Below are 25266 nucleotides of genomic sequence, written 5' to 3' on the forward strand. Positions count from 1 at the left end.
AAATCCCCCAGGGTTTCGACAAATGGGAAAAGTCCCGGTGGCTTACGCCTCCAGAACTTCCCAACGTTTGGTTTTCGATTTCGGCGCGCATTCGATGATGCGGACCGAGTCACCTACCTTGAAGGTGTTCTTCTCATCGTGCGCCCGGTATTTCTTGGACTTACGAATGGTCTTTTTCAGAACCGGATGCGTGAAGCGGCGCTCGACGGAAACGGTTACGGTCTGTGCATTGGCGTCGCTGGTCACGGTGCCTGTAAGGATACGCTTGGGCATCTGATTACTCCTCGGATGCCGCGGCAGCGGCCTTTTCATTCAGAATGGTCTTCACGCGCGCAGCATTGCGGCGGGCTGCCTTGATGCCAGCGGTGCTTTCCATCGAGCCAGTGGCCTGCTGGAAGCGCAGGTTGAAGCTTTCTTTTTTCAGATTGGCCAGTTCCTCACGGAGCTGGTCCGGCGTCTTGTCACGCAGTTCGTTGGCGTTCATCGCCCTCTTCCTTTTCTCAAAACACCAGAAGGCCCCGAATTGCCCGGGTAACCTTGGGCCTGGTGGATGAATGATAAAAACGAATCCCCCGACAAGGCCGGGGGACACGCAAGATGCCGCTCTATAGGGGGTTCGGTGTGGGGTGGCAAGGGAAAGTTTGACCGTTTATGGGAAAGGCCAAACTACCAACCTGAGACTTCTATGGCTTGCAGACTGCCAATGCTTGAAACAATACATAGAATGTCGCACCAAACGTCGCGGCCAAAACGATTATTTCCAATGCATTGATGTTCTGAATAACGCGGAGCCCAACGATTTCCAAGATGCTCTCCCGGAAGTTCCAACCCTTTCTGTAGAGTATCAAAACGAAAAGCAATAGTATGCCTCCCCAGAACACCGGAGACGTTGAATAAACAGCCTCAGCGAGGCAGCTATCGTTCGCACTTGAATTCAAAGCCAACATGGATCTGCTTGGTGTTTGGATCGTTCAAAGCCAATTTTTGACAAAGACAACCCCATCACAAAAGAAGCACCGCAGGTACACTGGTAGCTCTCATTTTTCCTGCATCTTCCGCACCATGTTAAGGCGCATCCGGTGTGGCATGAAGGGCATGATCCACCCCAACATGAAGGCCAGAGGCTTATCGTTTATGACCGTCAGCTTCCCGGCGATCATCGCGTCATAGCCCACTTTCGCCGCCGCCTCGGCGGTTGCACCCTTCTGGGCGATCAGTTTTGTGCCTTCCAGATCGGCAACCGCCGCAAACTCGGTGACCACGTAGCCGGGTTCGAGGGCGGTGACCGTCACGCCTTGGCCCTTAAGCTCCTCCGCCAGCGCCTGGCTGAAGCTCGACACATAGGCCTTGGTCGCAAAATAGGTGGCTTGCAGCGGGCCGGGCATATGGGCCGCGGTCGAGCTGACATTTAGGATCTTGCCGCCACCCGCTGCGACCATATCCTTGCCGAACAGGTGACAGAGCGAGACCAGCGCCTCGACATTCAGGCGGATCATGTTCAGGTCGTCGGTCAGGTCACGGTCCAGAAACGCACCATGCCCGCCAAAGCCTGCATTGTTGATCAGGTAGTCGACCCTTATCCCTGTGGCCTTGACCGCCTCATAGAGCTTTGCCGCCCCGCCCGCAGCGCCCAGATCAAGCGGGATGACCGTGACGGTGACTTTATGGGCCGCCTCAAGTTCGGACTTGAGCGCGTCGAGCGCCTCGCCGCGCCGGGCGGTGATGATGACGTCTCCGCCAAGAGACGCGTGATAGCGCGCCAGCGCCCGACCGATGCCGGAGGATGCTCCGGTGATGAGTGCGATTTTGGACATGGAGACCTCCGGTTGACTGCGGGTGCATGTCCTACATAGGGCAGAAAGGCCCGCCTGTTACCCTGACGTGTGGTTATCGCCATATTTCAGCTTTGTTGGCGTTTCAGGTAATGCGGTCACGTTGCTGGGTCGGGGGCAGACCATAGGCTGCACGATAAACGCGCGCGAAGTGTCCGGCGGATTCGAACCCGCAAGACACGGCGATGTCGATGATCGACGCCTCGGACTGGATCAGCAGGTTTCGCGCCCGCTCCAGCCGAAGCTCCATGTGGTATTTCTTGGGTGAGGTGTTCAGGTATCGACCGAACAGCCGCTCCAACTGCCGGGTCGAGATGCCAATTTCATCCGCGATGGCAGTGGGGGAGATGGCCCGGTCGGTGCGCGCCCGCATGATCTTGATTGCCTTTGACAGATGCGCATTGCGCATGCCGTTGCGCGATTGCAGCGATACGCGTTGCGCGGCACTGGCATCCCGCACCGCGTTATAGACCATCTGATCGGCAACCTCGACCGACAGATCGCGGCCATGGTCCTGCTCGATCAGATGCAGCATCAGATCTGCAGTCGCTGTTCCGCCCGAAGCAGTAATGTGCTTGCCATCAGCGACAAACACGCTGCGCACGAGATTGGCCTCGGGGAAATGCTCCATGAAGCTGTCATGATATTCCCAATGGATCGCCGCCCGCCGCCCCTTAAGGAACCCGGCCTCGGCCAATATCCACGCCCCCGAACACAGCGCCCCGACCTGAGTTCCAACCGACCGTTCCCGCCGTAATGCCGCAAGCAGCGGCTTGCTGACATGGTCGCGCATATTGATGCCGGACAGCACGAACAGACGGTTGCATTTCGGGATCTCGGTCAATCCGTGGTGAACCTGCGTGACCGTCCCGTTCGAGCAAGTCGCCACCGCGCCATCCTCGGAAATCAGCGACCATTGGTACAGATCCTGACCGCTGAGCAGATTGGCGATGCGCAGCGGTTCGACCGCACAGGAGAACGCCAGATGCGAGAACTCCTCGACCAGAATGAAGCTGAAATGAAGCGGCGTCGCCATTGGTGTCGGTCCTGCGGCCATTCGGGTCGTAATTTTGTATACAATATGTATTCTTGCAAGATACGATGCCTTTGGCAATGGGAGAATCATCGGTGAATGACAGTGTTGGCGATCGTAAGGCCGGACTCGCGGCGCACTTGAAACGCTCGGTGCTGACACTTGCGCTGGAACCGGGCGCGGATCTGGACGAGGCGCAGCTATGTAACGCGTTCGATGTCTCCCGCACGCCGCTGCGCGAAGTGTTTCGGGAGCTGGCAGGCGAAGGTTACCTGACCTTGCACCTCAATCGTGGTGCAAGGGTGTCTGATCTTTCACATACCACGCTGAGGGACTTTTTCCTTGCCGCGCCGATGATCTATGGCGCGGTGATGCGGCTGGCCGCGCTGAATGCCACGGCGCAGCAGATCGAGGCGCTGAAACTGGCGCAGGTCGAATTTCGCGAAGCCCTTCGGGCCGGCTCGATCGAGAATCGTGCTTTGGCCAACAATCACTTCCACCAGATCACTGGCGAGATGGCAGGAAATATCTATCTGCTGCCATCGCTGAACCGGCTTCTGATCGACCACGCCCGGATTTCGATGACTTTCTACCGGCCTCAGACACAACAGATGGCGCAAAACTTGACCGAAGCGTGCCAGCAGCACGACGCCATCATCGCCGCGATCGAGGCACAGGACGAGGGTGCGGCCGCGCAACTGGCCGAAAGTCACTGGAACCTATCGCGCAACCAGATCGAACTGTTTGTGATGCCCGCCGCGCTGGACATGCCCATGGGCAAGCTGTCGCGCAAGACCCCTGCATGAGGATCACATGACCCCACTTTTTCACTTCCAAGGCATCTACACGCCAGTTGTCACCCCCTATCACGACGATGGGAGTGTCAATTGGGAGGCGCTTGCCGACGTCATCGAGTTTCTGATCGACAAGGGCGTACACGGGATGATCTCGGGTGGTTCCACGGGCGAAAACTATGCCCAGACAGTCCCCGAGCGGCTGGAGCTTGCGCGGTTCACCAAAGACAGGATCGCGGGCCGTCTGCCGCTGGTTATTGGCACCGGGACTATGCTGACGGAGGACTCGATCTCTCTCGCTTCTTCCGCACGCGACATGGGGGCCGACGCCATCTTGCTGGCCTCACCGCCTTATGCCGTGCCGACCGATCGAGAAAACGCGCTTAACGCGCTGGCCATCGACAAGGCGGCGGACCTGCCGGTCATGCTCTATAACTACCCGCACCGCACCGGCACGATGATGGGCGAAGAGTTTCTGGACCGCGTCGGTCGGTCTCGCAATTTCTGCGGGATCAAGGAAAGCTCTGGCGACATCAACCGGGTGCATCTGCTGGCCCGCGACTATCCGCATATTCAGCTAGGCTGTGGTATGGACGACCAGGCGCTGGAATTCTTTGCCTGGGGCGCGCCATTTTGGGTCTGCGGCGGCTCGAACTTCCTGCCCGAAGAGCATGTGGCGCTGTATGAGGCCTGCGTGGTCGAGGGCAATTTCAACAAGGGCCGTCGGATCATGTCGGCCTTGATGCCGCTGATGCGGGTACTGGAGCAGGGTGGCAAGTTCATTCAGACCATCAAACATGGTGTCACCATGAACGGCATCCCGGCGGGGGCGATGCGGGCCCCGTTGAAAGGTCTGAACAAGGACGACAAACGCGCGCTGGAACAGGTGACGCGAGTGCTGAAGACCACGATCGCCACCATTCGAGCAGAGGGCTGAGCCATGGAATTGCTGACACAGGAAGAATACAAAGCACTCGCTGCCGGTCTGGACCTGCCTGATGGCGCGTTCATTGATGGTGGCTATCGTCCCGCGATCTCAGGTCGGACATTCGAAAGCGTCAACCCGGCCACCGGCGACAAGCTTGCCGATATCGCCGCCTGTGGGTCTGACGACGTGGATTTTGCGGTGCTGAAGGCGCGCGAGGCGTCTGACGACGGGCGCTGGTCGCGGCTGCACCCGTCCGAACGAAAGGATGTACTGATCCGCCTGGCAAAGCTGATGACCCGGAGCGCGCGCGAACTGGCGGTGATGGAAAGCCTCGACAGCGGCAAGACGATCTATGATTGCGAGACGGTCGACCTGCCCGAGACCATCCATTGCCTGAAATGGCATGCCGAGGCGATCGACAAAATTTATGATCAAGTGGCCCCGGCCTCGGATGATCATATCGCCATGGTGGTGCGCGAGCCGATTGGCGTGGTGGGTCTGGTCCTACCGTGGAACTTCCCGCTGCTGATGCTCGCCTGGAAAATTGCCCCAGCACTGGCGGCGGGTTGCTCGGTTGTGGTGAAACCGGCCGAGGAAACCTCGCTGACAGCCTTGCGGGTGGCGGAACTGGCCGCCGAGGCGGGACTGCCGCGCGGCGTGCTGAACGTGGTTCCCGGTGGTGGTGCCGAGGTAGGTGAGCCGATAGGTCGACACATGGATATCGACATGGTGTCCTTCACCGGCTCGACCGTGACCGGCAAGCGCTTCCTGCGTTATTCGGCGGACAGCAATGCCAAAGAAGTGGTGCTGGAGATGGGCGGCAAGAACCCGGCCATCGTGATGGAGGACGCCGAAAACCTCGACCGGGTTGCACAGCATGTGGTCAATGGTGCGTTCTGGAACATGGGCGAAAACTGCTCAGCCTCTTCGCGTCTGATTGTGCACAAGAATGTGAAAACTGACTTGCTGGAACGCATCACGCATCATGCAAGGCAATGGAATGTGGGCGACCCGTTGGCCCCCAACACGCGCATGGGTGCCTTGGTCTCGCGCGCGCATTTCGACAAGGTGAGTGGCTATCTGAATCAGGCTGAGAGCATATTGCTGGGCGGCAAGGCCGAAGGCGGTTTCGTCGAGGCCACGGTGATCGAGGTCGCTGGAAACGACGTGGCTCTGGCCCGCGAAGAGATCTTTGGCCCGGTTCTTTCGGTGATCGAAGTTTCGGGATTTGACGAGGCCATCGCCATCGCCAATGACACCGATTACGGGCTCTGCGCGTCGATCTTCACAGCCAATGCCAAGCGCGCAATCCGCGGCGCGCGGGCCTTGCAGGCCGGGACAGTGACGGTGAACTGCTTTGGCGAGGGCGATATCTCGACCCCGTTCGGGGGCTACAAGCAATCGGGCTTTGGCGGGCGCGACAACGCGATCCATGCGCATGATCAATACACTCAGATCAAGACGATCTGGATCGACCTTGCCGATGACGCAGATGAGGCGGTCGATTGACGGGGTACCGCGCTGCGCGGCTGCCTGTTCATCGTGGAAAGGCGGCCTGGAATGCGATTCTTGGGCCTCAACTTGACCCGCGGGAACTGACCGGCGACCAGAGCGCGGATTTCGTGATCATCGGCGGTGGCTTTGCCGGGCTGTCCGCTGCGCGCAGGCTGACCCAGTTGCAGCCCGGCGCGCGGATCGTGGTGCTGGAGGCCGGGCGTCTGGCCGAAGGGGCCGCGGGGCGGAATTCCGGCTTCATGATCGACCTGCCGCATGAATTGACCTCCGAGGACTATGCAGGTGCCGGAGATGACCGACAGATCATCGCTCTGAACCGGCAGGCCATCAGCTTTGCCCGTGAGGCGGTCGGCCAGTATGGCATCAACCGGAATTTCTTTGACGAAGGGGGCAAGGTGAACGGCGCGGTCGGGGATGCAGCCCTAACCCACAACCAGAGTTATGCCAGGCACCTGGAGTCGCTGGGCGAGCGAGTCGAGATACTCGACGCGCGGCAAATGCAGGAGCTAACGGGCAGCGCACATTACACTGCGGGCCTCTACACACCGGGCACGGTGATGTTGCAGCCGGCGGGATATATCCGAGGGTTGGCGGCAGGGCTGGCTGGTAAAGGTGTGGACATCTACGAGCAAAGCGCCGTTATCGGGTTCGAGAAGCAAAGCGGCGGCTGGCTGGTGCGGGCCAAGAACGGCACGGTGTCCACCGATCGGGTGATCGTGACCGTGAATGGGCATCTGGAAAGCTTTGGCATCGAACGTAACCGACTGATGCAGCTCTTCCTGTTTGCCGTGATGACGCCCGAATTGTCCGCCGACGCCCTGCGTGCGTTGGGGGGGCAGTCGCGCTGGGGCATCACGCCATCCGACCCGATGGGCACAACCATGCGCCGCATTGATACCGGCCAGGGCGGCAACCGGATCATCACCCGCACCTGCGCCAGTTTGCGTCCTGGCATGGTGTCGAAGCAGGCCGACCTGAAACGGGCTGCATCAGTCATGCAATGCAAGTTCGATCAACGCTTCCCGAAGCTTTCTGGGATGGCCATGGAATATGCCTGGGCCGGGCATCTGTGCCTCAGCCTCAATGGCGTTGCGGTCGCACGGGAGATTGAGGATGGGGTCTATTCCGGCTGCGTGCAGAACGGTTTGGGTACGGCGCGCGGCACGGTTACTGGAATCTGCGCGGCTGAACTTGCCTGCGGTCAAAGCTCTGACATCACGCGCCATTTCGGGGCCGAACCCGCGCCGAAACGCCTGCCGCCGCAGCCCCTGCGCGAGATCGGAGCCAATCTGGTCCTGCGCTGGAAGGAATGGCGCGCCCGGGACGAATAGTGACCGATCAGGGTAGGCTGAGTTTTGCCATACGCCCGCCGTCGACGGTATAAATCTGACCGGTAATGAAGCTCGCGTCGGCAGAGGCCAAGAACGCGACCAGCGCAGCAACATCCGCAGGCTCGCCCGTGCGGGCAAGGGGGTGAATATGTTTGATTTGGCCCACAAACGCCTCGGGGTCCGGCATCGAGGAGATGAAATCCGTATTCAATGCCGTATCGATCCAACCCGGCGCGACCGCGTTGCATCTGATGCCATCACCGCCGTGATCCACCGCCACAGCGCGCGTCAATCCGTGCAGACCCGCCTTTGACGCGCAATAGGCGGTATGGCCCGGATTGCTGCCCAGTCCTTCGATGGATCCGATATTGACGATGTTTCCCTTGCTCTGCCGCAGGTAGGGCAACGCCGCTTTGATCACCAGGAACGGGGCGGTCAGATTGACAGACAGGGTGCGGTGCCAATCTTCAAGGCTCATGTCCTCAACCGAGGCTTCCTGCATGACACCCGCGTTGTTGATCAGGATGTCCAGCCGCCCGGCCCGTGCGGCAACCTCTGAGACGATCTCTTCCGAGCAAGCGGGGTCGCTCAAATCCGCCTCGATACCCTCGAACAAGTCATCCTTCCCACGCTGCGCGGTGAACACCCGGGCGCCATCCTTGTGCAATTGCTCTGCGATGGCCCGTCCGATGCCGCTGCGTCCACCGGTGATCAAGGCCACCTGACCTTCGAGACGGCTCATGACACCGGCTTCCCGCCATTGACTTCTACCAAAGCGCCACAGACATAGCGCGCGGCATCCGAGGCCAGAAATAGGATTACATCAGCGATATCGTCGGGTTCGGCGATGCGCCCCAAAGGGACGGATTCCGCAAGCTCTGCAAGCGCCTTGTCCGGTTCGAACCCGCGCTTTTCAAAACCGGAGCGCAGCATCGGAGTGTTGACCTCATTCGGGCAGACCGCGTTGATGCGGATGCCCTGATGGGCGTGGTCCATGCCCATACATTGCGTGAGCGAGGCAAGCGCCGCTTTGGTCATGCAATAGAGCGCGTGGTTCGAACCGGGCCGCAGTCCCCAGCACGAGGCCGTGTTTACGATGACCCCGCCGCCGCTGCCCGCCATAAGCGGGATCGCGGCGCGGCAAATGCGGAACGGCGCCTCGACATTCACACCAAGCGATAGCGACCAGTCGGCGTCGGTCGTCTCCGTGACCGGACCGCGTGTGATGGCGCCGGCATTGTTGATGACGATGTCCAGCCCGCCCAGTTCGGCGGCCGCTGCATCCGGCAGACCGTCGGTATAGGCCGGGTCCAGTAGATCACCCGGTAAGTGTGCCTCGGCCTCTATCCCGCGCACCGAACGGTCAGCAACAGCAACGCGCGCGCGCGCGTTCCGAAGGCGCTGGACGATCGCAGTGCCGATCCCACCCGCAGCACCCGTTACCAAAGCTGTTTTGCCGCTCAAATCCATATGCGCCTCATCCAATCAGAAACAGGTTTCAGTAGCTCTGGTTCAACTCGTCCGCAGCAGGGATTTCCCGCTCGCGCCGCGCGATGTAGTCGCGCAGGGCCTCGTCCTTGGCTTCGTCCAGCTTCGGCTCCTGATACTCACCCAACAGCTTGCGGGCGCGCTTTAGGGCGCGTTCGGTGATCTCGACCTCGCCTTCGGCGGCCCATTGTTCGATCGAGTTGTTGTCGAACAGCTCGGGCAAGAAGAACGCGCTCTGGAAGTTTTCCTGCGTGTGCGGGTGGCCCAGATAATGCCCGCCCGGCCCGACATCGGGCACAGCCGCTACAGCCTGATCGAAATCACCCCATTTCGGGCCTTAGGCCATCCGATAAGCCATCGCGCATTGTTCCGCATCGACGATGAACTTGGCGACAGAGCAATGCATCCCCGCCTCGTTCCAGCCCGCCGAATGCCAGATGTAATTGGCCCCCGCATGCATGACAGAAGACAGCGTCGTGGCGCTTTCATAACCCGCCTGCGCATCGAATGTCTTGGCCCCGCCCAGCGTGTTCGAGGTGCGCCATGGCACGCCGTAATGCCTTGCCATCTGGCCGATCATGAAATTCATCAGGCTAATCTCGGGCGTGCCCGCCATTGGTGCGCCGGACTTCATGCTGACGGTCGACAGGTAGTGCCCGTAGATCGCCGGCGCACCCTTGCGGATCACCTGCGTGTAGGCCAGCGCACTCAGCGCCTCGGCGTTCAACTGCGCCACGGTTGCAGGCACGCTGGCGGGTGTGTTGGCCCCGCCCAGCACGAAGGGCGAGCAGAGCACCGGCTGATTGCGGCGACAGAAGGCGCGCATCGCGCCCAGCATGGTCTCGTCCCAGACCAGCGGAGAATTGCCGTTGCAATTGCCGGTGGTGACGGGATGGTCTTCAAGAAAGTCTTCGCCGAACAGGATCGCGCACATATCCAGCACATCCTCGGCGTTTTTCGGCGAGGTGGTCATGCCCATGAACATCTTGTCCGAGTGTTTCATCGAAGAATATGTGATGCGCAGGTGCCGCTGGCTGATCGGATGGTCATAAGGTTCCACGATGTGATGCGCCGAGGAATGCAGCGCGGGCATCATGTGGCTGAGCTTGTGGAACATCGCCAGATCATCCAGCGTCGGGTTGCGGCGCACGTCGTCCAGATCGCGCAGGAACGGCGCACCGGTCATCGGAACAAACACCGCGTTGCGCCCACCCAGCCCGACGTTTTTCTGCGGGTCGCGCGCGTGATAGGTGAATTCCGGCGGGATGGTCGCAATCAGCTCGCGGACCAGACCGCGGTCGAGATAGACCATCTCTCCGTCTACTTTTGCGCCTGCCCGTTGCCAGTCCTGCAAGGCAATCGGGTCACGAAACTGCACGCCAACATTTTCCAGAATGTCCATCGAGGCTGCGTCGATGCGCTCGACCTGGTTGCCCTCCATCACCTCACAAAGGGGCAGCGCGTTGGTCAGCCCCGGCAGCATGCGAAAGTCGGGTGCAGCGCGCAGGGCGCGGCGGGCCGAACGGCCACCGGAGCGGGAGCGAATTGCGGTTTGCGCGGTCATCTTTGGCCTCCTGTAATGCAGGAAGTGTCGGCCAAACCAGATCCGCGTTCACATGATTTTGCGAAATCCGGTTGCAAAAACCGACATTGCACCAGTCACAGAGGTCATTGCGCGCTGATCGCGTCCAGCGCGGCACGTGCGACGGCCACATCCTGTTCGGGGCTGCCGGAACCCACACCAATGCCTCCGATAAGTTGCCCATCCATCAGTATGGGCAATCCGCCCCCCAGCCGCGTTATGTCGCCTTCGGTGGCAGCGGCGATGGGCAATCCGACCTGTTCGGGAATGGCGGTGGTCTCGGCCCCGATCGATGCGGCAGTCCGGGCCTTGGCCCGCGCGCTTTTCAGGCTCAGATACTTCGCGCCATTCATGCGGATCTGGCCAAGCGTTACCCCGCTTGCGTCAACAATCACAATACACTGCGGCTGGCCGATCTCGGCCGCTTTGGCCACCGCTCTGGTCAGCATTGCAAGGATAGCCGCATCACTCAGACGCAGGCTTTGTTCGACAAACATGAGATATGCCCCTTTCTATGCAGACACCGGACAGGCATTGCGGCCCTTCGAATTGATGATCAGATCGGCGAGACGCCGTTCACGTTAAGAAACACGGAATAGAGCGATGTGGTGCCGGTAATGAAAAGGCGGTTCAGCTTTGGCCCGCCGAAACAGACATTCGACACCATCTCGGGGATCAGCACTTTCCCGATCAATTCGCCGTCCGGCGCCATGCAATGAACGCCGTCGGCAGCCGAACTCCAGATGCGTCCGGCGCGGTCCGGGCGAAAGCCGTCGAAAACGCCGTTGGAGCAATCGGCGATGACCTCGCCACCGCTCAGCGTGCCATCTGCCGCAACCTGATGTCTGCGGATATGCGCGGGACCACCGGGCGTGTGGGTGATGCCGGTATCAGCGATGTAAAGAAGGCTTTCATCAGGTGAAAAGGCCAGCCCATTTGGTTTGTCATAGTCATCAGCAACGATCCGCACCTCGCCGGTTCCGGGATCGACGCGATAGACATGGCAAGCGCCGATTTCACTCTCGGCCCGCGCGCCTTCATAATCCATCAGGATGCCGTAGCTGGGGTCGGTAAACCAGATCGAGCCATCGGATTTGACCACCACATCATTGGGCGAATTCAGGCGCTTGCCCTGATACCGGTCGGCAATGACGGTGACGCTGCCATCCAGATCGGTGCGGGTGACGCGGCGGGTCAGATGCTCGCAACTCACCAGCCGCCCCTGTCGGTCGACGGTGTGGCCATTGCTGTTGTTGCTTGGTTCACGAAAGACCGAGACCGAGCCATCGGTTTCGTCAAAGCGCATGATCCGGTTGTTGGGAATGTCCGACCACAGCAGGTAACGCCCGGCGGCAAACCAGACCGGTCCTTCGGTCCAGCGCCCGCCGGACCACAGGCGTTCGACCTTTACATGCCCGATAAAACACTCTTCGAACCGGGGATCAATGACCTCGAACCCGGTTCCCTCGATCACTCCGAACATCTCGTGTCTCCCTCGCCTGTCGTCTTGCTGAACCTGCGCATCCCCCATCCAGGTGGCGGTCGCCTGTTGCCCGGATGGGCAGGGTCATTCCCCCAGATCGCCTGATAGGTGTCAACGGCCATCCCGCGTTTTTGCAGCAAGGTGAAGACAGCGATCAGCCCGGCCCACCAGACCAAAAGCGTCAACCACATCCAGATCGGGGCGTTGGCCTTCCATAGCCCCAGCGCGATGGTCAAGATCGCCAGCAGCAGCAAGGCGTATCCGATCAGCTTGTGCAGGATCTCAAACGCCTGTCGCCGCGTGGTCATGTCATAGTGATCGCCGCGCGGACTGCCGTCTGCTGCCGGGGCTGTGGGGCCGCCCTTAGTGCCGCGAAAGACACCCAGCAGGACCTGCACCACCATCGTGACCAGGACCAGATACCCCAGCCAGTTGTGCAGGCTCATCGCGTCCCAGCGACTTGGCAGGACGAGGGCCAGGCCAAAGATGGACAGACCAACAACCAGGGCCTGCCCCATCCAATGCGCGCGCCACCAGCGCTGATTGTCCAACTCCCTTGGCCAGTCCTGACCCGGCAGAACCTTGAAGAACCGCGCCGCGATGACCGCCAGCGGTGCCAGCACACCCCAGCCTAGAACCATGATGCGCGCATGCCAGGAGATCGCAAAACCCACCTCATGCGCGCGGTCCGGATCAATAGGAGAGGTCAGCCAGTCCCACATCAGCCTTTCACGGCCCCCGCGGTCATGCCGGTGATGATCTGCCGCGAGGCGAAGAGCGTGAAGATGATCGGCGGGATCGCCAGCAACATGCCCGTCGCCATGATCACCCCCCATTCGACGTTGAATTCGGACATGTTGTTCACGATCAGGATCGGCACGGTCTTGGTGTTGCGATCCGATAGTGCCGAGGCCAGCAGGTATTCGTTCCAGGCAATGCGGAAGGTAAAGATCGCCGCCGCCGCCAGACCCGGCTTGATCAGCGGCAGCACCACCTTGAAGAACACCTGAAACGGCCCGGCGCCATCGACCCGCGCGGCCTCTTCCAGCGAGCGCGGCACCTGCACGATGAAGCTCTGCAAGATCCAGATGACAAAGGGCAGGTTCATGGCGACGTAGACCAGAATGATGCCTGAATGGGTGCCAGCAAGGCAGACGTCCCCCCTGCCCCCGAAAATGTCGCGGATCATCGCACCGACATATGTCGTCTTGCCGATGCAAAACTCGTTGTTCCAAAGGCCGAAGACCGGAACCAGCAACACGGCGGGCGGAACCATGCGCACCATCAGCGTGGTCAGCGAGACCGAATCCCTCCCCATGAACCGGAACCGCACCAGCGCATAAGCGGCCATGCAGCCGATCACCAGCGTCAGCACTGTCGAAACCAAAGCAATTATCAGCGAGTTGATGAAGGCATTGCCAAATTTCAGCGAACAGTGATCCACATGCTCGGGCTTGTACCAGAGCACGTCACATAAAGCGGTTTCATAGTTCTGGATCGTCGGCAGGAAGATCAAGCCGGACGTGCCCGATATGATGTCGACATCAAGCTTGAACGAATTGACGAACATCAGCAGCACAGGTCCCACCGACATCACGACCAGAGCCGCGATCAGCGCATAAAAGGCGGGGGGCTGTTTTTCGTATCTGGTGGACATTATTCATCCTCCTCCACGGCGGCGCGCAGGCGGTTGGCGCGCATTTCCTGCCAGCGCGTGAAGGCGAACATCGAAACGGTAAAGAACAGCAACAGGATCAGCAGGTAATTCGACATGGCCGCCGCGACGCCCAGTTCCCGAAACTCGGTCGCAGTGCGCGAGATGCGCAGGGCGAGGATCTCGGTGCTCAGCCCCGGCCCACCCTCAGTCATGACCAGGATCACCTCAAGCACCTTGAAGGCATCGATCAGGCGCAGAAGGCCAGTGACAATCAGGACCGGCATCATCAGGGGCAGCTTGATATGAATGATCTGCTGCCACCCGGTTGCGCCATCTATGCGTGCGGCCTCCAGCGCCGAGCGCGGCAGCGATTGGAGCGCGGCCAGCGACAGGATGAAGATAAACGGGGTCCATTGCCAGATGTCGGCAATGATCACCGACATCAGCGCGTTTGCCCCCAGCCAATCCACTTTGGGCAGCCCGATCGCCTCGAAGAACCGGTTAAATGTGCCCACCGTGGGGTGGTACATGTATCGCCACATCAGGCCGACCAAGACCGGCGCGATCATCATCGGAAGGATGAACAGCGTCCGAAGTACCGACATGCCGCGAATGTTGCGGTCCAGCAGCAAAGCCAGCCCAACCCCTATCACCATCTCGAACGTGACAACGAAGAACGCAAAGCTGAGCGTGACGCCAAGGCTTTCGCGGAAATTGGGGTCGTGCCACAGGGTGATGTAGTTCTTGAGCCCTACAAATTCAGCCTCGCCAATGGTCTGGCTGGGGTCCCAGTCACGAAAGCTGCCCCAGACCATGTAACCCAGCGGATAAAGCAAGGCGATCACCATGATGACGACCGCAGGGGCCATGAACATGTAAGGCGTCAGACGATTGGCCGTGGCGCGTTGCATCGGGGGTGTCCTTTGGAAGTGCTTGTATCGGACCGGGGCGCGTACGCCCCGATCCTGACCTGCTCGGGTCGGTTAGTTCCAGGTGTAGTATCCGGCCTCGGTCATCACGTCCTTTGTGCGCTCGGCCACGCCATCCAGCGCCTTCTGGATATCCAGATCTTCGGTCAGTACCTTGGACAGGGTCGTGCCCAGATCAGCGTTGATCTTGCCCCAGACCGGGATGATCGGACGCCAGTCGGGATCGGCATGTTTCAGTGCCTCGCCAAAGGTGGCCATATGGGGGTATTTGGCATTCACCTCTTCATCGGCATGGGTCGAGAACCGTGATGGGTTGCCACCCGCCATCGCAACCAGCTTGTCGCCCTTCTTGGAGGTCAGCCACTGCATCAGCAGGAACGCGGCCTCTTTGTTCTCGGCATTGGCCGGAATACCGATGCCGAACCCACCGGTCTGGCTGGCCCGCTCAACACCCATCGGATGCAGCGCCCAGCCGACCTTGCCGACCACCTGGCTTTTTGACGGATCGTCAATCTGCCCGGCCACAACGGTGGTATCGAGGAACATCGCCGTATCGCCGTTCAGGAAAGACCCCAGCGCCTCGCCAAAGCCAAAGTTGGTGGCGCCCTCGGGGCCGCAATCAACGATGGTCTTGAGCGCCTCGGCAGCCTTGACGCCTGCCTCGTTGTTCACAACCGGGTTCCATTGATCGTCAAAGATCGCCCCGCCCATCGGGTTGAGATGTAGCAGGAAGGCATGCGCCGCGTGATGCCCTGACGCCGCGCGTGACGACAGCCCGCCCATGCCCGGCTCAAGTTCGGGTATTTTGCAGGCAATCTCGAGCAACTCGTCATAGGTTTCTGGCACCTTCAGACCGTGCTTGTCGAAAACATCCTTGCGATAGCCCAGAACCGAAGTTTCCGAGCCATAGGGGATGCCAAACAGCGACCCCGTCGCGCCCTGCAGATAACCTTTGTCGCCACCGGCAAAGCCGATGTTATAGACATAACCGTCGATCAGGTCGCCCGCGTCATAACCGGGATCGGACAACTTGGGGTTCATGAAGTATTTGGCCAGGTTCTCCAGTTGATCGGCAAAGACATAATCGGCCTTGGAAAACACGACATAGGCGATCAGGTCATATTCCCCTTCGTCTTGACCCAGCTCCAGCGTCTGGCGTTCGCGCATCTTGAGGTAGGGCAGTTGATCCACTTCAACCTCGATACCGGTATCCGCAGTGAATTCCGGCAGGATCTTCATCACCGCGTCATAGTGCGGATGCGCAGGGAAATTCACGATCAACGTCGTGCCTTCATAATCGGCGTAAGGGTTGGCAAAGACCGACCCTGCCATGCAGGCCGCAACCGTCAGGCCGGCGACCGTGGATTTAAGTGATTTGGACATGCGTTCCTCCCTTTGCATGGAATCGGGCCGCTAGATCGCAACCTCGCTGTGGCGGTCGAACAGGTGCATCCCGTTCGGATTGACCGCAAATGTCAGGGTTTGCCCCAAAGCGACGGGTGATTCCGAGTTCACCTCGACCATCACCTTCGCCGGTCCGCATCTGCACAGCAGGACCGATTGGGCACCGACATATTCCGAGACCATGACATCCAGCGTCAAAGCCTCCTGTTCCGACGCGTCTGCATCAAAAACCAGATCAGAGGGCCGGACACCCAGGATCACCTCTTTGGCCTGATGCGCTTTTGCGACCGCGGCCTTTTCGGCCCCCAGCCGCAGGTCAAAGCCATCGCCGCTGACAAAGACACCCGTGTCGCGCTCGACGATCTCACCTTCCAGGAAGTTCATCGGCGGCATGCCAAGGAAGCCCGCGACAAACTTGTTCACGGGGCGCTTGAACAGCTCTTCGGGTGTGCCCTGCTGTTGGATATAGCCGCCATGCATGACGACAATCCGGTCCGCCAGTGTCATCGCCTCGATCTGGTCATGGGTGACGTAAATCATGTTCTTCTGGACCCGCTGACTCATCAGCGCCAGTTCGGCGCGCATCTGCCCACGCAGCTTGGCGTCCAGATTGGACAGCGGCTCGTCGAACAGGAAGGTGCCGGCATCACGGGTGAGCGCCCGTCCCATCGCAACCCGTTGGCGTTGCCCGCCCGACAATTCGCCCGGCTTGCGTGCCAGATAGTCGGTCAGGCCCAGCGTCGCAGCGACCGCTTTGACCTTCTGGTCGATCTCAGCCTGAGGGCGTTTTTGCAGGCGCAGGGCAAAGGACATGTTCCGTGCCACGTTCATATGCGGGTAAAGCGCGTAATCCTGAAACACCATGGCAAGATCGCGATCCTTGGGCTCCAACCGACTTACCGGCTTGCCGCCGATATAGATCTCGCCTTCGGTCACATCCTCAAGTCCCGCAATCATCCGCAATGTGGTGGATTTCCCGCAGCCCGATGGGCCGACCAACACCGTGAATTCGTTATCGGCCATCTCAAGCTCGATCCCGTGCAGGACCTCAACATCGCCATAGCGCTTGATCAGGTTCTCAAGGTGGATGGTTGGCATGGCTGGGCTGAATCTCCGTGTGTTACCGGTCACATTAGCAATTGTGACCGGTAACACAAAGGAAAATCGCATTTTCCTATAAGCCGTTGAAAACTAGGGGGTCACAAATCCCGAGTAGAGCTGCGAAAGATCGGCCGGGCCTCGATCTTGATATGCTGGGGAATCACTAGCCCCTCGGCCTGCGCGTCGAACAGCTCAGCGATCAACCGACCGCTGGCCCGCCCGATGCCCTTTGGATCGACCATCACCGTGGTGATGGCGGGCGAGGCAAAACGCGACACTTCAAAATTGCCGAACCCGGCGATGCCGATCTCGTCAGGTACCGGCCTGCCCATCGAGGACAGCACGGACAGCGCGCCAAAGGCCGGGGCATCGGAGACGCAGAAAATGCAGTCGGTGTCCGGAAAACGCGCCAGCAATTCAGGCATCGCGGCGGCCCCGTCCTCGATAGAAAGCGGCGGCTTGCCGAATTTGAGGATGCGATGCGCCGACAGGCCCGCCCCCGTCATCGCCTCAATATACCCTTTGCGACGCGCCGCGCCGCGGGTCCATGCATCATCTGCCTCCCCCAGAAAGGCGATGTTGCGATAGCCGCGCTGGATCAGGGCGCGGGTCATCTCGGCAGCCGCAGCGCGGTTGGAAAAGCCGATCGTATGTCCGATCGGGTCTTCGGGGCGTTCCCACAATTCGATCACCGGGACATTGGCGTCGCTCAGCAGTTGAACGGTGCGGTCTGAATGGCCGTCATAAGACAGCACGATGGCCTCTGGCCTGCGCCGCAGCATGGTCTCGACCAGGTTTTCTTCGCGCTCGGCGGAATAATCGGTGTAGCCCAGCAGGATCTGTTGGCCGATACCCTCGAGCTCTTCAGTCAGGGCCTGCACGGTTTCGGCAAAATGCAAGTTGTTCAGCGACGGCACCAGAACCGCCACAAAGCCAGAGCGCTTGGTGGTCAGGCTGCCTGCCATCTGGTCGGGCACATAGTTCATATCGCGCACCACTTGTAGGATCCGCTCGCGCGTTGCCTTCGAGATCGGGCTGTTTTCCTTGAGCGCCCGCGACACCGTCATGCGCGACACGCCAGCGGCACGCGCCACGTCGCGCATGGTGACCGGAGAGTGCGTTTTCTGAGACTGTGACACCGGCGGACCGCTCGTTTGTTATCGGTCACAGAATGCGGCAGCACCTGCCGCGGATCAAGAGGCGCCGCAAAACACGCGGCGCCTCTTGAAAGTTTCAGCGCTCCAGCGCGCCAACACCCGAGAAGCGGAAGGCTTCCTGTTCCAGCGCGTCGATCTCTTCGGCGCTCAGCTCGTCATGGGCGACGGTGATCCGGCCCAGGAACACCAGCGGCAACTCATCCGCGCGCCCTTCCAGATCGGCCCTGATCGCTTCGGCGGTTGCCGCACCCACGTCATCGCCCATGCGCATCGGTGTGGCATCCAGCTCACCGCGGCGGATGGCGTCCAGCTCAAGCCCGGTGCCGCCCCAGCCCGTCGAGAAGACCTCTTTCTCCTTGCCTTGTGACACCTGTGCCTCGACAGAGCCCATGGCCATTGCGGTATTGGCGTTGTGGATGATCGTCGCCTCCGGATAGGCCTGCAGGATCAGGCTGGTGCCCTCAAAGCCGCCCTCGCGCTGGTATTCGCCGTAGTGTTCATAGGCGGTGGTCCAGTTGCCTTTCTCCTCCACGCAGGCCTTGAAGTCACCGGACCGCTGGTTGTCGGTGATACCCGGAATGCCCCGGTTCATTGCCATGGTCACATCATTGCCCAGACGCCCGAGCATGTAGTCGCACATTACCAGCGCACCCGCTGCCGAGGAAAAGTCGAACCAGGCGTCAGGCTGGGTCTTGAGGTCTTTCAGCGGCGTGTGGAACGCCCAGACATAGGTGGAAAACCCGTCATTCCCAGCCAGCTTGTCGATATTGTCGGCCTGAATGGCGAGTTCCGACGGGCCGAAGATCACATAGTCGTAAAGATCGGCATCCTGCTCGACCTGATTGGCATAGGTTGATTGCAGCGAATGTTCGATCTGGCGGCTGGCAAACTCGGTGGTCTCAAAGTTGATGCCCAACTCTTCCAGCCGCTTGGTCATGGCCAGATAGTTGCGCGCCCAGAAATCGGACGTGTCCGCCGACGGATAGATCAGCGCGATCTGGACCGGGTTGTCGAGCGAGCCGGAAAATGGCACCGCCTCTGATCCGACCACCGCCTGCAGCGCTTCGAGCTTGCCGTCGGCATTGACCTCGTCCGGCACCCAGTAATCGCGCTCGCCGATATCGGGCAATTCCTTGAGCGGTAGAGAGCCCTCGGCGAATGCGCCCCCACCTAGTGCCACGCTTGCCACCAGAGCTGTTGTTGTTAATAACCTCATTTCGGTTCCTCCCTTTGCATGAGTGCGGAGCCATCGGTCGGGTCGGGGCTGCATCCCCGGCCCGGCCACCCCGCGTGTTGGCCGGTCACCCGCTTGGGTTGGGATCCCCGGCAAATAGTCCACCAATCGCAAGCAGCGCGATCAGCACACCAATCAGGGCCGCGCTGAAGCGCAGCATTTTCTGTCCATCCGGGGTCATGAGGCCCGCGAACACGCCGCCTGCCCCGTCCCGGTCTTTCTTTTGCATCCATGTGTAAAGCGCGACCGAGCTGACAATGACGACGCCCGAGGCGACCGATTGCCAAAAGAACTCGATCCGCAACGTCACCAGCGCATTGATCATCATGCTCAGCAGCAGCACGCCCGCAAACGACCCCAGCATCGAGGCACGGCCTCCGAATAGAGAGGTGCCCCCCACCACAACAGCGGCGATCACATGCAGGTTAAAATAAGGTGCAGACGTGGCTTGAATCGCATTCAGCTTGCCGGTCAGCATGACCCCACCCAATGCGGCACAAGCCCCCATCAGCACGTAGGCATAGACCTTGTGGCGATTGACCGAAATGCCGGTCAGTTCGGCCGCTTCTGGGTTCGACCCGATAGCGATGGTGTAGCGACCGAAATAGCTGCGTGTCAGCAGCACATAACCTGCGATCATCGTGGCCATGCCGATAATGACCGGGATCGGGATGAAACCGGGGATCTGACCGCGCCCGATCTCGGTCAGAAATTCCGGGAAGCGCGCCAGCACCAGCCCCTTGGCCAGCACCAGGGCAAAGCCGCGATAGACGAGGTCCATCGCCAACGTTCCGATCAGATCCGGAACGTTGAACCGCGTGATGATCAAACCGTTGATCAGCCCCATCACCGCACCAAGCAGGATCGCAATCGGCACCGCGACATAGACGGAGAAGCCATATTGCTTGATCAGAAAGGCCATCATGATGCCGCTGAGCGCCGCGATGGAGCCGATAGACAGGTCGATGCCCCGCTGCGTGATGACAAAGGTCATCGCCATCGCCATCGGCATATACAGGGCGGCATCCAGTAGGATCAGGTTCAGGTTTGTTGCCCGAAAATAGCGCGCGGGTTCCGCCACGGCCATGAACAGCAGGATCGCCAGGATCATCACCATCGGGCCGACAATGGCAACATAAGGTTCAATCCGTTCGGAGAGTGTCTTGTTTGCAATCTCGGTCGTCATCACGCGGCCTCCTCTGCGCCAACGATCAGGCCGAGGACGTCTTGCGTGTTGCTTTCCGATGTCTGCACCACGCCCACACACTGGCCACGCCTTTGCACATGGATGCGGTCGGACACCTCAAAGACATCATCCAGCGAGTGGCTGATCAGGATCACCGCCAACCCTTGCGCCTTCAGCGTCTGGATCAGCTTCAGCGTGCGCGCGGTTTCTTGCGGGCCAAGTGCTGCCGTCGGTTCGTCCATCACCAGAACCCGCAGGCCCTCGTGATAGACAGCGCGCGCGATGGCGACTGCCTGCCGCTGGCCGCCCGACAGGCTCTCGGTCGGCGCGTCGAGCGATCTGAGCCGTACGCCCAGACGCTCCATCAATACACGCTCGGTCTCGGATCGCATCCGCTTGTTGTCCAGAATGGTGATGCCGAACACCTTGCGCGTGAGTTCATTGCCCAGAAACATGTTCGCCGCCGGATCGAGGTGATCGGCCAGTGCCAGCGTCTGATAGACGGCGTCGATGCCCAATTCGATAGCGTCGGCATGACTTGCGAAATCGACCTGTTCGCCCGCCAGAAAGATCTCGCCCCTGGTCGGCTGGTAGACACCGGTCAGAACCTTGATCAGCGTCGACTTTCCGGCGCCGTTGTCGCCGACGATGGCCAGCACCTCTCCGGCATAGGCGTCAAGATCGACATTAGACAAGGCCGTGACGCCGCCAAAGCGTTTGGTGATGCCGCGCATTTTGACAAGTGGGGCGTCGGGCATGGGGTACTCCGTCATTTGGATGCAGCGTTCCGGCTTGCCGGTCACATGAACCGCCGATCCGGGTCGCAAACTGTTGCGAGGGCGGCACTTGGCCTTTTTGGGTCCCCGAACCGTTTCCGGCCCGAGGACCTGGGGGGAGAGTGGCTATTTGCCCCAAATACTTGAATAGGCCTCGCGATAGGGTGAATCTGGATCGAACTGGTTGCTGTCTCCCAGTTTGGCCAACCCGTCCTGGTTCACCAGCGCGGGTGACGTCACATAGCCGGAACAGGCCTCTCCCTGAATGGCGCGGTTCAGCTCATCCACCAGTTGCCAGCCCTGCAGGTTCAGCGGTTCGGCCACAGTGATCGTCTGGTACTGACCACCGCGGATGCGCTGGAACGCCGCCTCGGACCCATCGCCCGCCGACCCCGCTTTCGGAGATCCATCTCCGGGAATGCCCGCTGCCGCTAGCGCCGGTCCCATGAAGTCGAAGTAGAGGTCGTTGATCGCCAGCGCATGGGTCCAGCTATCGCCGTGTTTCTGCAGCAAAGATGTGGTCAACGGCCCCATTCGGCTGGAGGTGTCGGCAATCGGCGTGTCGACATATTCCAGAACCTTGCCGCCTGCGGCCTCAATCGTTTCCTTGATCCGATCCGCCTTGTCGATGGCGATCTGATAGGTGGAATCGGTAAAGATCACTGCACCCACGGCGTCACCACCATCCCCCATCGCCCATTGGGCGGCGACCTCGGACACGGTCATCGCATCGGTCGAGACGTTGGCAAAGATGCCGCCGGGCGCGTCGCAGCCGATCTTGGGGCCGGAATGCCAGGCCACCATCGGGATATTCGCGCCGACAACGCCCTCAAGCGCCGCCTGCTGTTCAACCGCATCAAAGCCGTTGATGATCACGCCATCGGGCTTGAGCGCCATGGCCTGACCAATCGCCGCAGTCCGCCCCTGGATCGAGCCTGCGCCGTCCAGAACACGCACATCCCAACCGATCTTTCCTGCCGCTTCTTCGACCCCGGTGGTCACCCCGAGGATGCCACCATTCTTGAGGTCACCGGCGACGACGACGATGGATTTGCCTTCGGCCGCTGTTGGCCCCGTTGTCGGGCCGTCCCAAGCGGTTTCCGCGACTGTGGCTGTGCCAAACCCGGCAAGCATCGTGGTTGCCAGCATGGCGTTCAGAAATGTTCTCTTCTTCATAACTTCCTCCCTTTGCACTTGTTTGCTCAGCGCTTTTCCGCGCCTTTTCTGCGCTGCGCATATCCCGCGATGCCAATGGCAATCAGCAGGGTCACCCCGTTGAACAGCGGCTCAACCCAGAAAGAGCCGCCAAATTGTTGAATGCCCGAAATGCCGACCGCCAGAATGGCGACACCGACAACAGTGCCCCAGACATTGACCCGGCCGGGTTTGATGGTGGTTGATCCCAGAAAGGCCCCCACAAGCGCAGGCAGTAGAAACTCCAGCCCGACCGAGGCCTGACCGATCCTCAGTTTCGAGGCCAACAGCACGCCGGCCAGCGCCGTCATGGTGCCCGAGGCAACAAATGCCCCGATCACGTATTTGCGGGTGGGAATGCCATTCAACTGCGCCGCGCGCTGGTTGGCACCGATGGCATACAGGTAGCGACCCACGGGCGTGTACTCGAGCACGATCCACATAACCACCGTGATCGCGAGCAGGTAGTATCCGGTGATCGGCAGCCCGAAGACAAAGGTGCTGTTGAGCGCATAGAACCCGTCTGGCAGCACGCCGACCATCTGCCGCCCGCCAGTATGCCACAGCGCCAGCGCGTAGAGCACCGTTCCGGTCCCCAGCGTCGCGATGAAACTATCGATCTTGGCAACCTCGACAAGCAGGCCGTTCAGGAACCCGGTGACTGCACCCAGCATCAACACCAGCGCCACAGCCACCGGCCAGGGCATACCCAGTAGGGTTTGAAAGCTGATCGCAAGAATGTGCCACAACACGATCCCATAGCCCACGGTCAGGTCAATCCGCCCCGCCGCCATCGGGATCATCGCCCCCAGCGACAGAAGCGCGATGATTGCCTTGTCCGAGACGATCGCGCGCAGGTTCAGCATCGTCGGAAAAGTGTTCGGCAGCAGGACGGAGAACAGCCCGATCAGGAACACTGTCAGGATCACCAAGCCATAAACCGGCAGAAGCCGGACCAGACGCTGGCCAAAGTTCAGGCCCTTCAACTCGGCCTTTGTCGGTTCCAATGCGCCCGATTCAAGCGATTGCATTCTGGTTGCCCTCTCGTTTCTCGATATTGCCGGCCGAGGCTGACTGGATCAGGTTTTCGGTGGTCAGGCGGGTTCCTTGCAACTCATCCACAAGGGCGCCCTGACTGAAGACAATGGCGCGATGGCAGATCGTCGAAATCTCTTCGAAATCGGTGGACACGACGAGGATGCCCAGCCCGTCCGCCAAAGCCCGGTTGAGCAGCGCGTAAATCTCGGATTTTGCCCCCACATCCACACCCGCCGTCGGGTCCTCGCAAATCAGCAGGCTGCGCTTGGTGGCCAGCCAGCGCCCGATCACGACCTTCTGCTGGTTGCCACCCGAAAGCGCCTCGATCGCCAGGCTCGGGTCATTCGGGGACAGGCCAAGCTCGGCGCCGATGATCGCGGCCTGTCCGGCCTCGACCTTGGGTGACAGAAGATTAAGCAGCTTGCGACCGATACCCTCGGGATTCAGGAAGGTGTTTTCCCGGATCGTGAGGCTCATTGCGACCGATTCCTCGGTCCGGTCTTTGGCAACCAGCCCGACACCTGCCGCAAGCGCACGCTGCGGGGTCGACAGATCCGGTGCGCGACCCGTCAGCGTAACCTGCCCGTCGTAGGGTTCAAGACCAAACAGTGCGCGCGAGATCGCCTCATGGCCCGCCCCGCGCAGCCCGACCAGCCCGACGATTTCATTCTTGCGGAGTTCGAAATTCAGCGGCCCGACGCCCGCCACGCGGAACCGGTCGAGCGTCAGCACCGGGTCTCCGGGCGCATCGCTGCTCTTGACAGTCTCGCGGGTCTTGCGGCCAACGATCTTCTGTACCAGTTCCTCGGGCGTGGTGTGGTCGATGCTGCGCACCCCAACCATGGCGCCGTCGCGCAGAACCGCCACGCGATCGGCGATCTGGAATATCTCGTCCAGCCGGTGGCTGACGTAGATCATCCCCACACCAGCCTCGCGCAGGGGCCGCAACGCCTCGAACAGGCGTTCCACTTCGTCTGCGGGCAGCGAAGCGGTCGGTTCGTCCAGCACCAGAAACTCACTGTCCACTGCCAGCGCACGGGCAATCGCGACCAGCGATTTCTCGGTGCGGCTCAGGTCCTCGACCCGCGCGGTCGGATCGAAGTCGCAATCGACCTTGCGCAGCGCATCGGCGGCAAAAGTTTCGACATCGCCCCAGCGGATCAGGCCATGCTTGCGAGAAAATCCCAGCGCGAGCGCGATATTCTCGGCCACCGTCATCCACTCGATCAAGCCCAGATCCTGGTGGATGAAAGCCACTTTCTGCCGCTCACCGAAACCGGCAGGCCGGTGCGCATACGGCGCGCCGTCGATCAACACGCGCCCTGCATCGGGCTGATGAATGCCGCCAAGCACCTTGATCAGCGTCGATTTACCGGCCCCGTTTTCGCCCAGCAGCGCGAGAATTTCGCCACGCTCAACGGTCAGAGACACATCCTTCAGCGCATATGTGCCGCCGAAATGCTTGTCGATGCCGTCAAAGAACAGACCTGAGGCCAGGTTCTGCATGCGGGCTCCTCCTTGATCCGGGTCTCAACGCTCCCGTTGAGTTACCCGTAACATTGCGCTAGTGTTTCGCGTGGCAGGCCAATCTGTCAAGCTTTAAG

The 25266-nt window shown here is 60.5% G+C and carries 24 protein-coding genes and 1 pseudogene; 4 read left to right on the forward strand and 21 right to left on the reverse strand.

Annotation, left to right across the window (positions count from 1 at the left end; all coding sequences use genetic code 11):
* Positions 1–42: 42 nt before the first annotated feature.
* The 4 genes from rpsQ to AB1E33_RS10380 all read right to left on the reverse strand — a co-directional run bounded on the left by rpsQ (position 43) and on the right by AB1E33_RS10380 (position 2868).
* The gene (gene rpsQ / locus AB1E33_RS10365; RefSeq protein ID WP_249706690.1) at positions 43–273 is read right to left on the reverse strand and encodes a 30S ribosomal protein S17; all 231 of its coding nucleotides are present in this window, start codon (positions 271–273) and stop codon (positions 43–45) included.
* Between the two features lie 4 nt (positions 274–277).
* Complete coding sequence (gene rpmC, locus AB1E33_RS10370) at positions 278–484, reverse strand: 50S ribosomal protein L29 (protein ID WP_372577182.1); 207 nt, start codon at positions 482–484, stop codon at positions 278–280.
* A 553-nt stretch (positions 485–1037) separates the two neighbouring features.
* Complete coding sequence (locus AB1E33_RS10375; protein WP_372577183.1) at positions 1038–1814, reverse strand: SDR family NAD(P)-dependent oxidoreductase; 777 nt, start codon at positions 1812–1814, stop codon at positions 1038–1040.
* A 103-nt stretch (positions 1815–1917) separates the two neighbouring features.
* Entirely contained in the window at positions 1918–2868 is a 951-nt protein-coding gene (locus AB1E33_RS10380) for a GlxA family transcriptional regulator (protein ID WP_372577184.1), read from the reverse strand.
* A gap of 92 nt (positions 2869–2960) precedes the next feature.
* Between AB1E33_RS10380 and AB1E33_RS10385 the strand changes: the two genes are divergently transcribed.
* Genes AB1E33_RS10385 through AB1E33_RS10400 form a run of 4 tightly spaced genes read left to right on the forward strand, consistent with a single transcriptional unit; the run spans position 2961 to position 7433 of the window.
* Entirely contained in the window at positions 2961–3671 is a 711-nt protein-coding gene (locus AB1E33_RS10385; RefSeq protein WP_372577185.1) for a GntR family transcriptional regulator, read from the forward strand.
* 7 nt (positions 3672–3678) lie between these two features.
* Entirely contained in the window at positions 3679–4596 is a 918-nt protein-coding gene (locus tag AB1E33_RS10390; protein ID WP_372577186.1) for a dihydrodipicolinate synthase family protein, read from the forward strand.
* A gap of 3 nt (positions 4597–4599) precedes the next feature.
* Positions 4600–6096 (forward strand): aldehyde dehydrogenase, encoded by a 1497-nt coding sequence (locus AB1E33_RS10395; protein ID WP_372577187.1) that lies wholly within the window; start codon positions 4600–4602, stop codon positions 6094–6096.
* Positions 6093–7433: an NAD(P)/FAD-dependent oxidoreductase gene (locus AB1E33_RS10400; RefSeq protein ID WP_372577188.1), complete on the forward strand. Its 1341-nt coding sequence runs from the start codon at positions 6093–6095 to the stop codon at positions 7431–7433. Before AB1E33_RS10395 ends, AB1E33_RS10400 begins: the two co-directional genes overlap by 4 nt.
* A gap of 7 nt (positions 7434–7440) precedes the next feature.
* Here AB1E33_RS10400 and AB1E33_RS10405 read toward each other — a convergent pair whose 3' ends face one another.
* The 17 genes and pseudogenes from AB1E33_RS10405 to AB1E33_RS10485 form a co-directional block, all read right to left on the reverse strand.
* The gene (locus AB1E33_RS10405; protein ID WP_372577189.1) at positions 7441–8175 is read right to left on the reverse strand and encodes an SDR family NAD(P)-dependent oxidoreductase; all 735 of its coding nucleotides are present in this window, start codon (positions 8173–8175) and stop codon (positions 7441–7443) included.
* Positions 8172–8903, reverse strand: coding sequence for an SDR family NAD(P)-dependent oxidoreductase (locus AB1E33_RS10410; RefSeq protein ID WP_372577190.1), 732 nt, complete (start codon positions 8901–8903; stop codon positions 8172–8174). Before AB1E33_RS10410 ends, AB1E33_RS10405 begins: the two co-directional genes overlap by 4 nt.
* Positions 8904–8931: 28 nt before the next feature.
* Positions 8932–10485: pseudogene (locus AB1E33_RS10415) on the reverse strand (trimethylamine methyltransferase family protein).
* A 104-nt stretch (positions 10486–10589) separates the two neighbouring features.
* The gene (locus AB1E33_RS10420; protein ID WP_372577191.1) at positions 10590–11000 is read right to left on the reverse strand and encodes a GlcG/HbpS family heme-binding protein; all 411 of its coding nucleotides are present in this window, start codon (positions 10998–11000) and stop codon (positions 10590–10592) included.
* Positions 11001–11059: 59 nt separating this feature from the next.
* Positions 11060–11986, reverse strand: a complete 927-nt coding sequence (locus tag AB1E33_RS10425) for an SMP-30/gluconolactonase/LRE family protein (protein WP_372577192.1) — start codon at positions 11984–11986, stop codon at positions 11060–11062.
* Complete coding sequence (locus tag AB1E33_RS10430) at positions 11974–12708, reverse strand: cytochrome b561 domain-containing protein (protein WP_372577193.1); 735 nt, start codon at positions 12706–12708, stop codon at positions 11974–11976. Before AB1E33_RS10430 ends, AB1E33_RS10425 begins: the two co-directional genes overlap by 13 nt.
* Positions 12708–13643 (reverse strand): carbohydrate ABC transporter permease, encoded by a 936-nt coding sequence (locus AB1E33_RS10435; RefSeq protein ID WP_372577194.1) that lies wholly within the window; start codon positions 13641–13643, stop codon positions 12708–12710. The genes AB1E33_RS10430 and AB1E33_RS10435 overlap by 1 nt, the downstream gene beginning before the upstream one ends.
* Positions 13643–14554, reverse strand: a complete 912-nt coding sequence (locus AB1E33_RS10440; RefSeq protein WP_372577195.1) for a carbohydrate ABC transporter permease — start codon at positions 14552–14554, stop codon at positions 13643–13645. Before AB1E33_RS10440 ends, AB1E33_RS10435 begins: the two co-directional genes overlap by 1 nt.
* Before the next feature lie 72 nt (positions 14555–14626).
* Positions 14627–15955: an extracellular solute-binding protein gene (locus tag AB1E33_RS10445; RefSeq protein ID WP_372577196.1), complete on the reverse strand. Its 1329-nt coding sequence runs from the start codon at positions 15953–15955 to the stop codon at positions 14627–14629.
* Positions 15956–15985: 30 nt separating this feature from the next.
* On the reverse strand, positions 15986–17074 hold the full coding sequence (locus tag AB1E33_RS10450; protein ID WP_372577197.1) for an ABC transporter ATP-binding protein: 1089 nt from the start codon (positions 17072–17074) through the stop codon (positions 15986–15988).
* Positions 17075–17175: 101 nt separating this feature from the next.
* Positions 17176–18216, reverse strand: coding sequence for a LacI family DNA-binding transcriptional regulator (locus tag AB1E33_RS10455; RefSeq protein WP_372577198.1), 1041 nt, complete (start codon positions 18214–18216; stop codon positions 17176–17178).
* A 94-nt stretch (positions 18217–18310) separates the two neighbouring features.
* Positions 18311–19450, reverse strand: a complete 1140-nt coding sequence (locus AB1E33_RS10460; RefSeq protein WP_372577199.1) for a substrate-binding domain-containing protein — start codon at positions 19448–19450, stop codon at positions 18311–18313.
* An 85-nt stretch (positions 19451–19535) separates the two neighbouring features.
* A complete protein-coding gene (locus tag AB1E33_RS10465) occupies positions 19536–20654 on the reverse strand; it encodes an ABC transporter permease (RefSeq protein ID WP_372577200.1) in 1119 nt (372 codons plus the stop codon).
* Positions 20654–21412, reverse strand: a complete 759-nt coding sequence (locus AB1E33_RS10470; protein WP_372577201.1) for an ATP-binding cassette domain-containing protein — start codon at positions 21410–21412, stop codon at positions 20654–20656. The genes AB1E33_RS10465 and AB1E33_RS10470 overlap by 1 nt, the downstream gene beginning before the upstream one ends.
* A 144-nt stretch (positions 21413–21556) precedes the next feature.
* Positions 21557–22606 carry a substrate-binding domain-containing protein gene (locus AB1E33_RS10475; RefSeq protein WP_372577202.1) on the reverse strand — a complete coding sequence of 350 codons (1050 nt, stop codon included), beginning with the start codon at positions 22604–22606 and terminating at the stop codon, positions 21557–21559.
* Between the two features lie 26 nt (positions 22607–22632).
* Complete coding sequence (locus tag AB1E33_RS10480) at positions 22633–23655, reverse strand: ABC transporter permease (RefSeq protein WP_372577203.1); 1023 nt, start codon at positions 23653–23655, stop codon at positions 22633–22635.
* Positions 23642–25168 (reverse strand): sugar ABC transporter ATP-binding protein, encoded by a 1527-nt coding sequence (locus AB1E33_RS10485; RefSeq protein WP_372577204.1) that lies wholly within the window; start codon positions 25166–25168, stop codon positions 23642–23644. Before AB1E33_RS10485 ends, AB1E33_RS10480 begins: the two co-directional genes overlap by 14 nt.
* Positions 25169–25266 lie beyond the last annotated feature (98 nt).

Source organism: Ruegeria hyattellae (assembly GCF_041537925.1).
Lineage (GTDB): Bacteria > Pseudomonadota > Alphaproteobacteria > Rhodobacterales > Rhodobacteraceae > Ruegeria_C.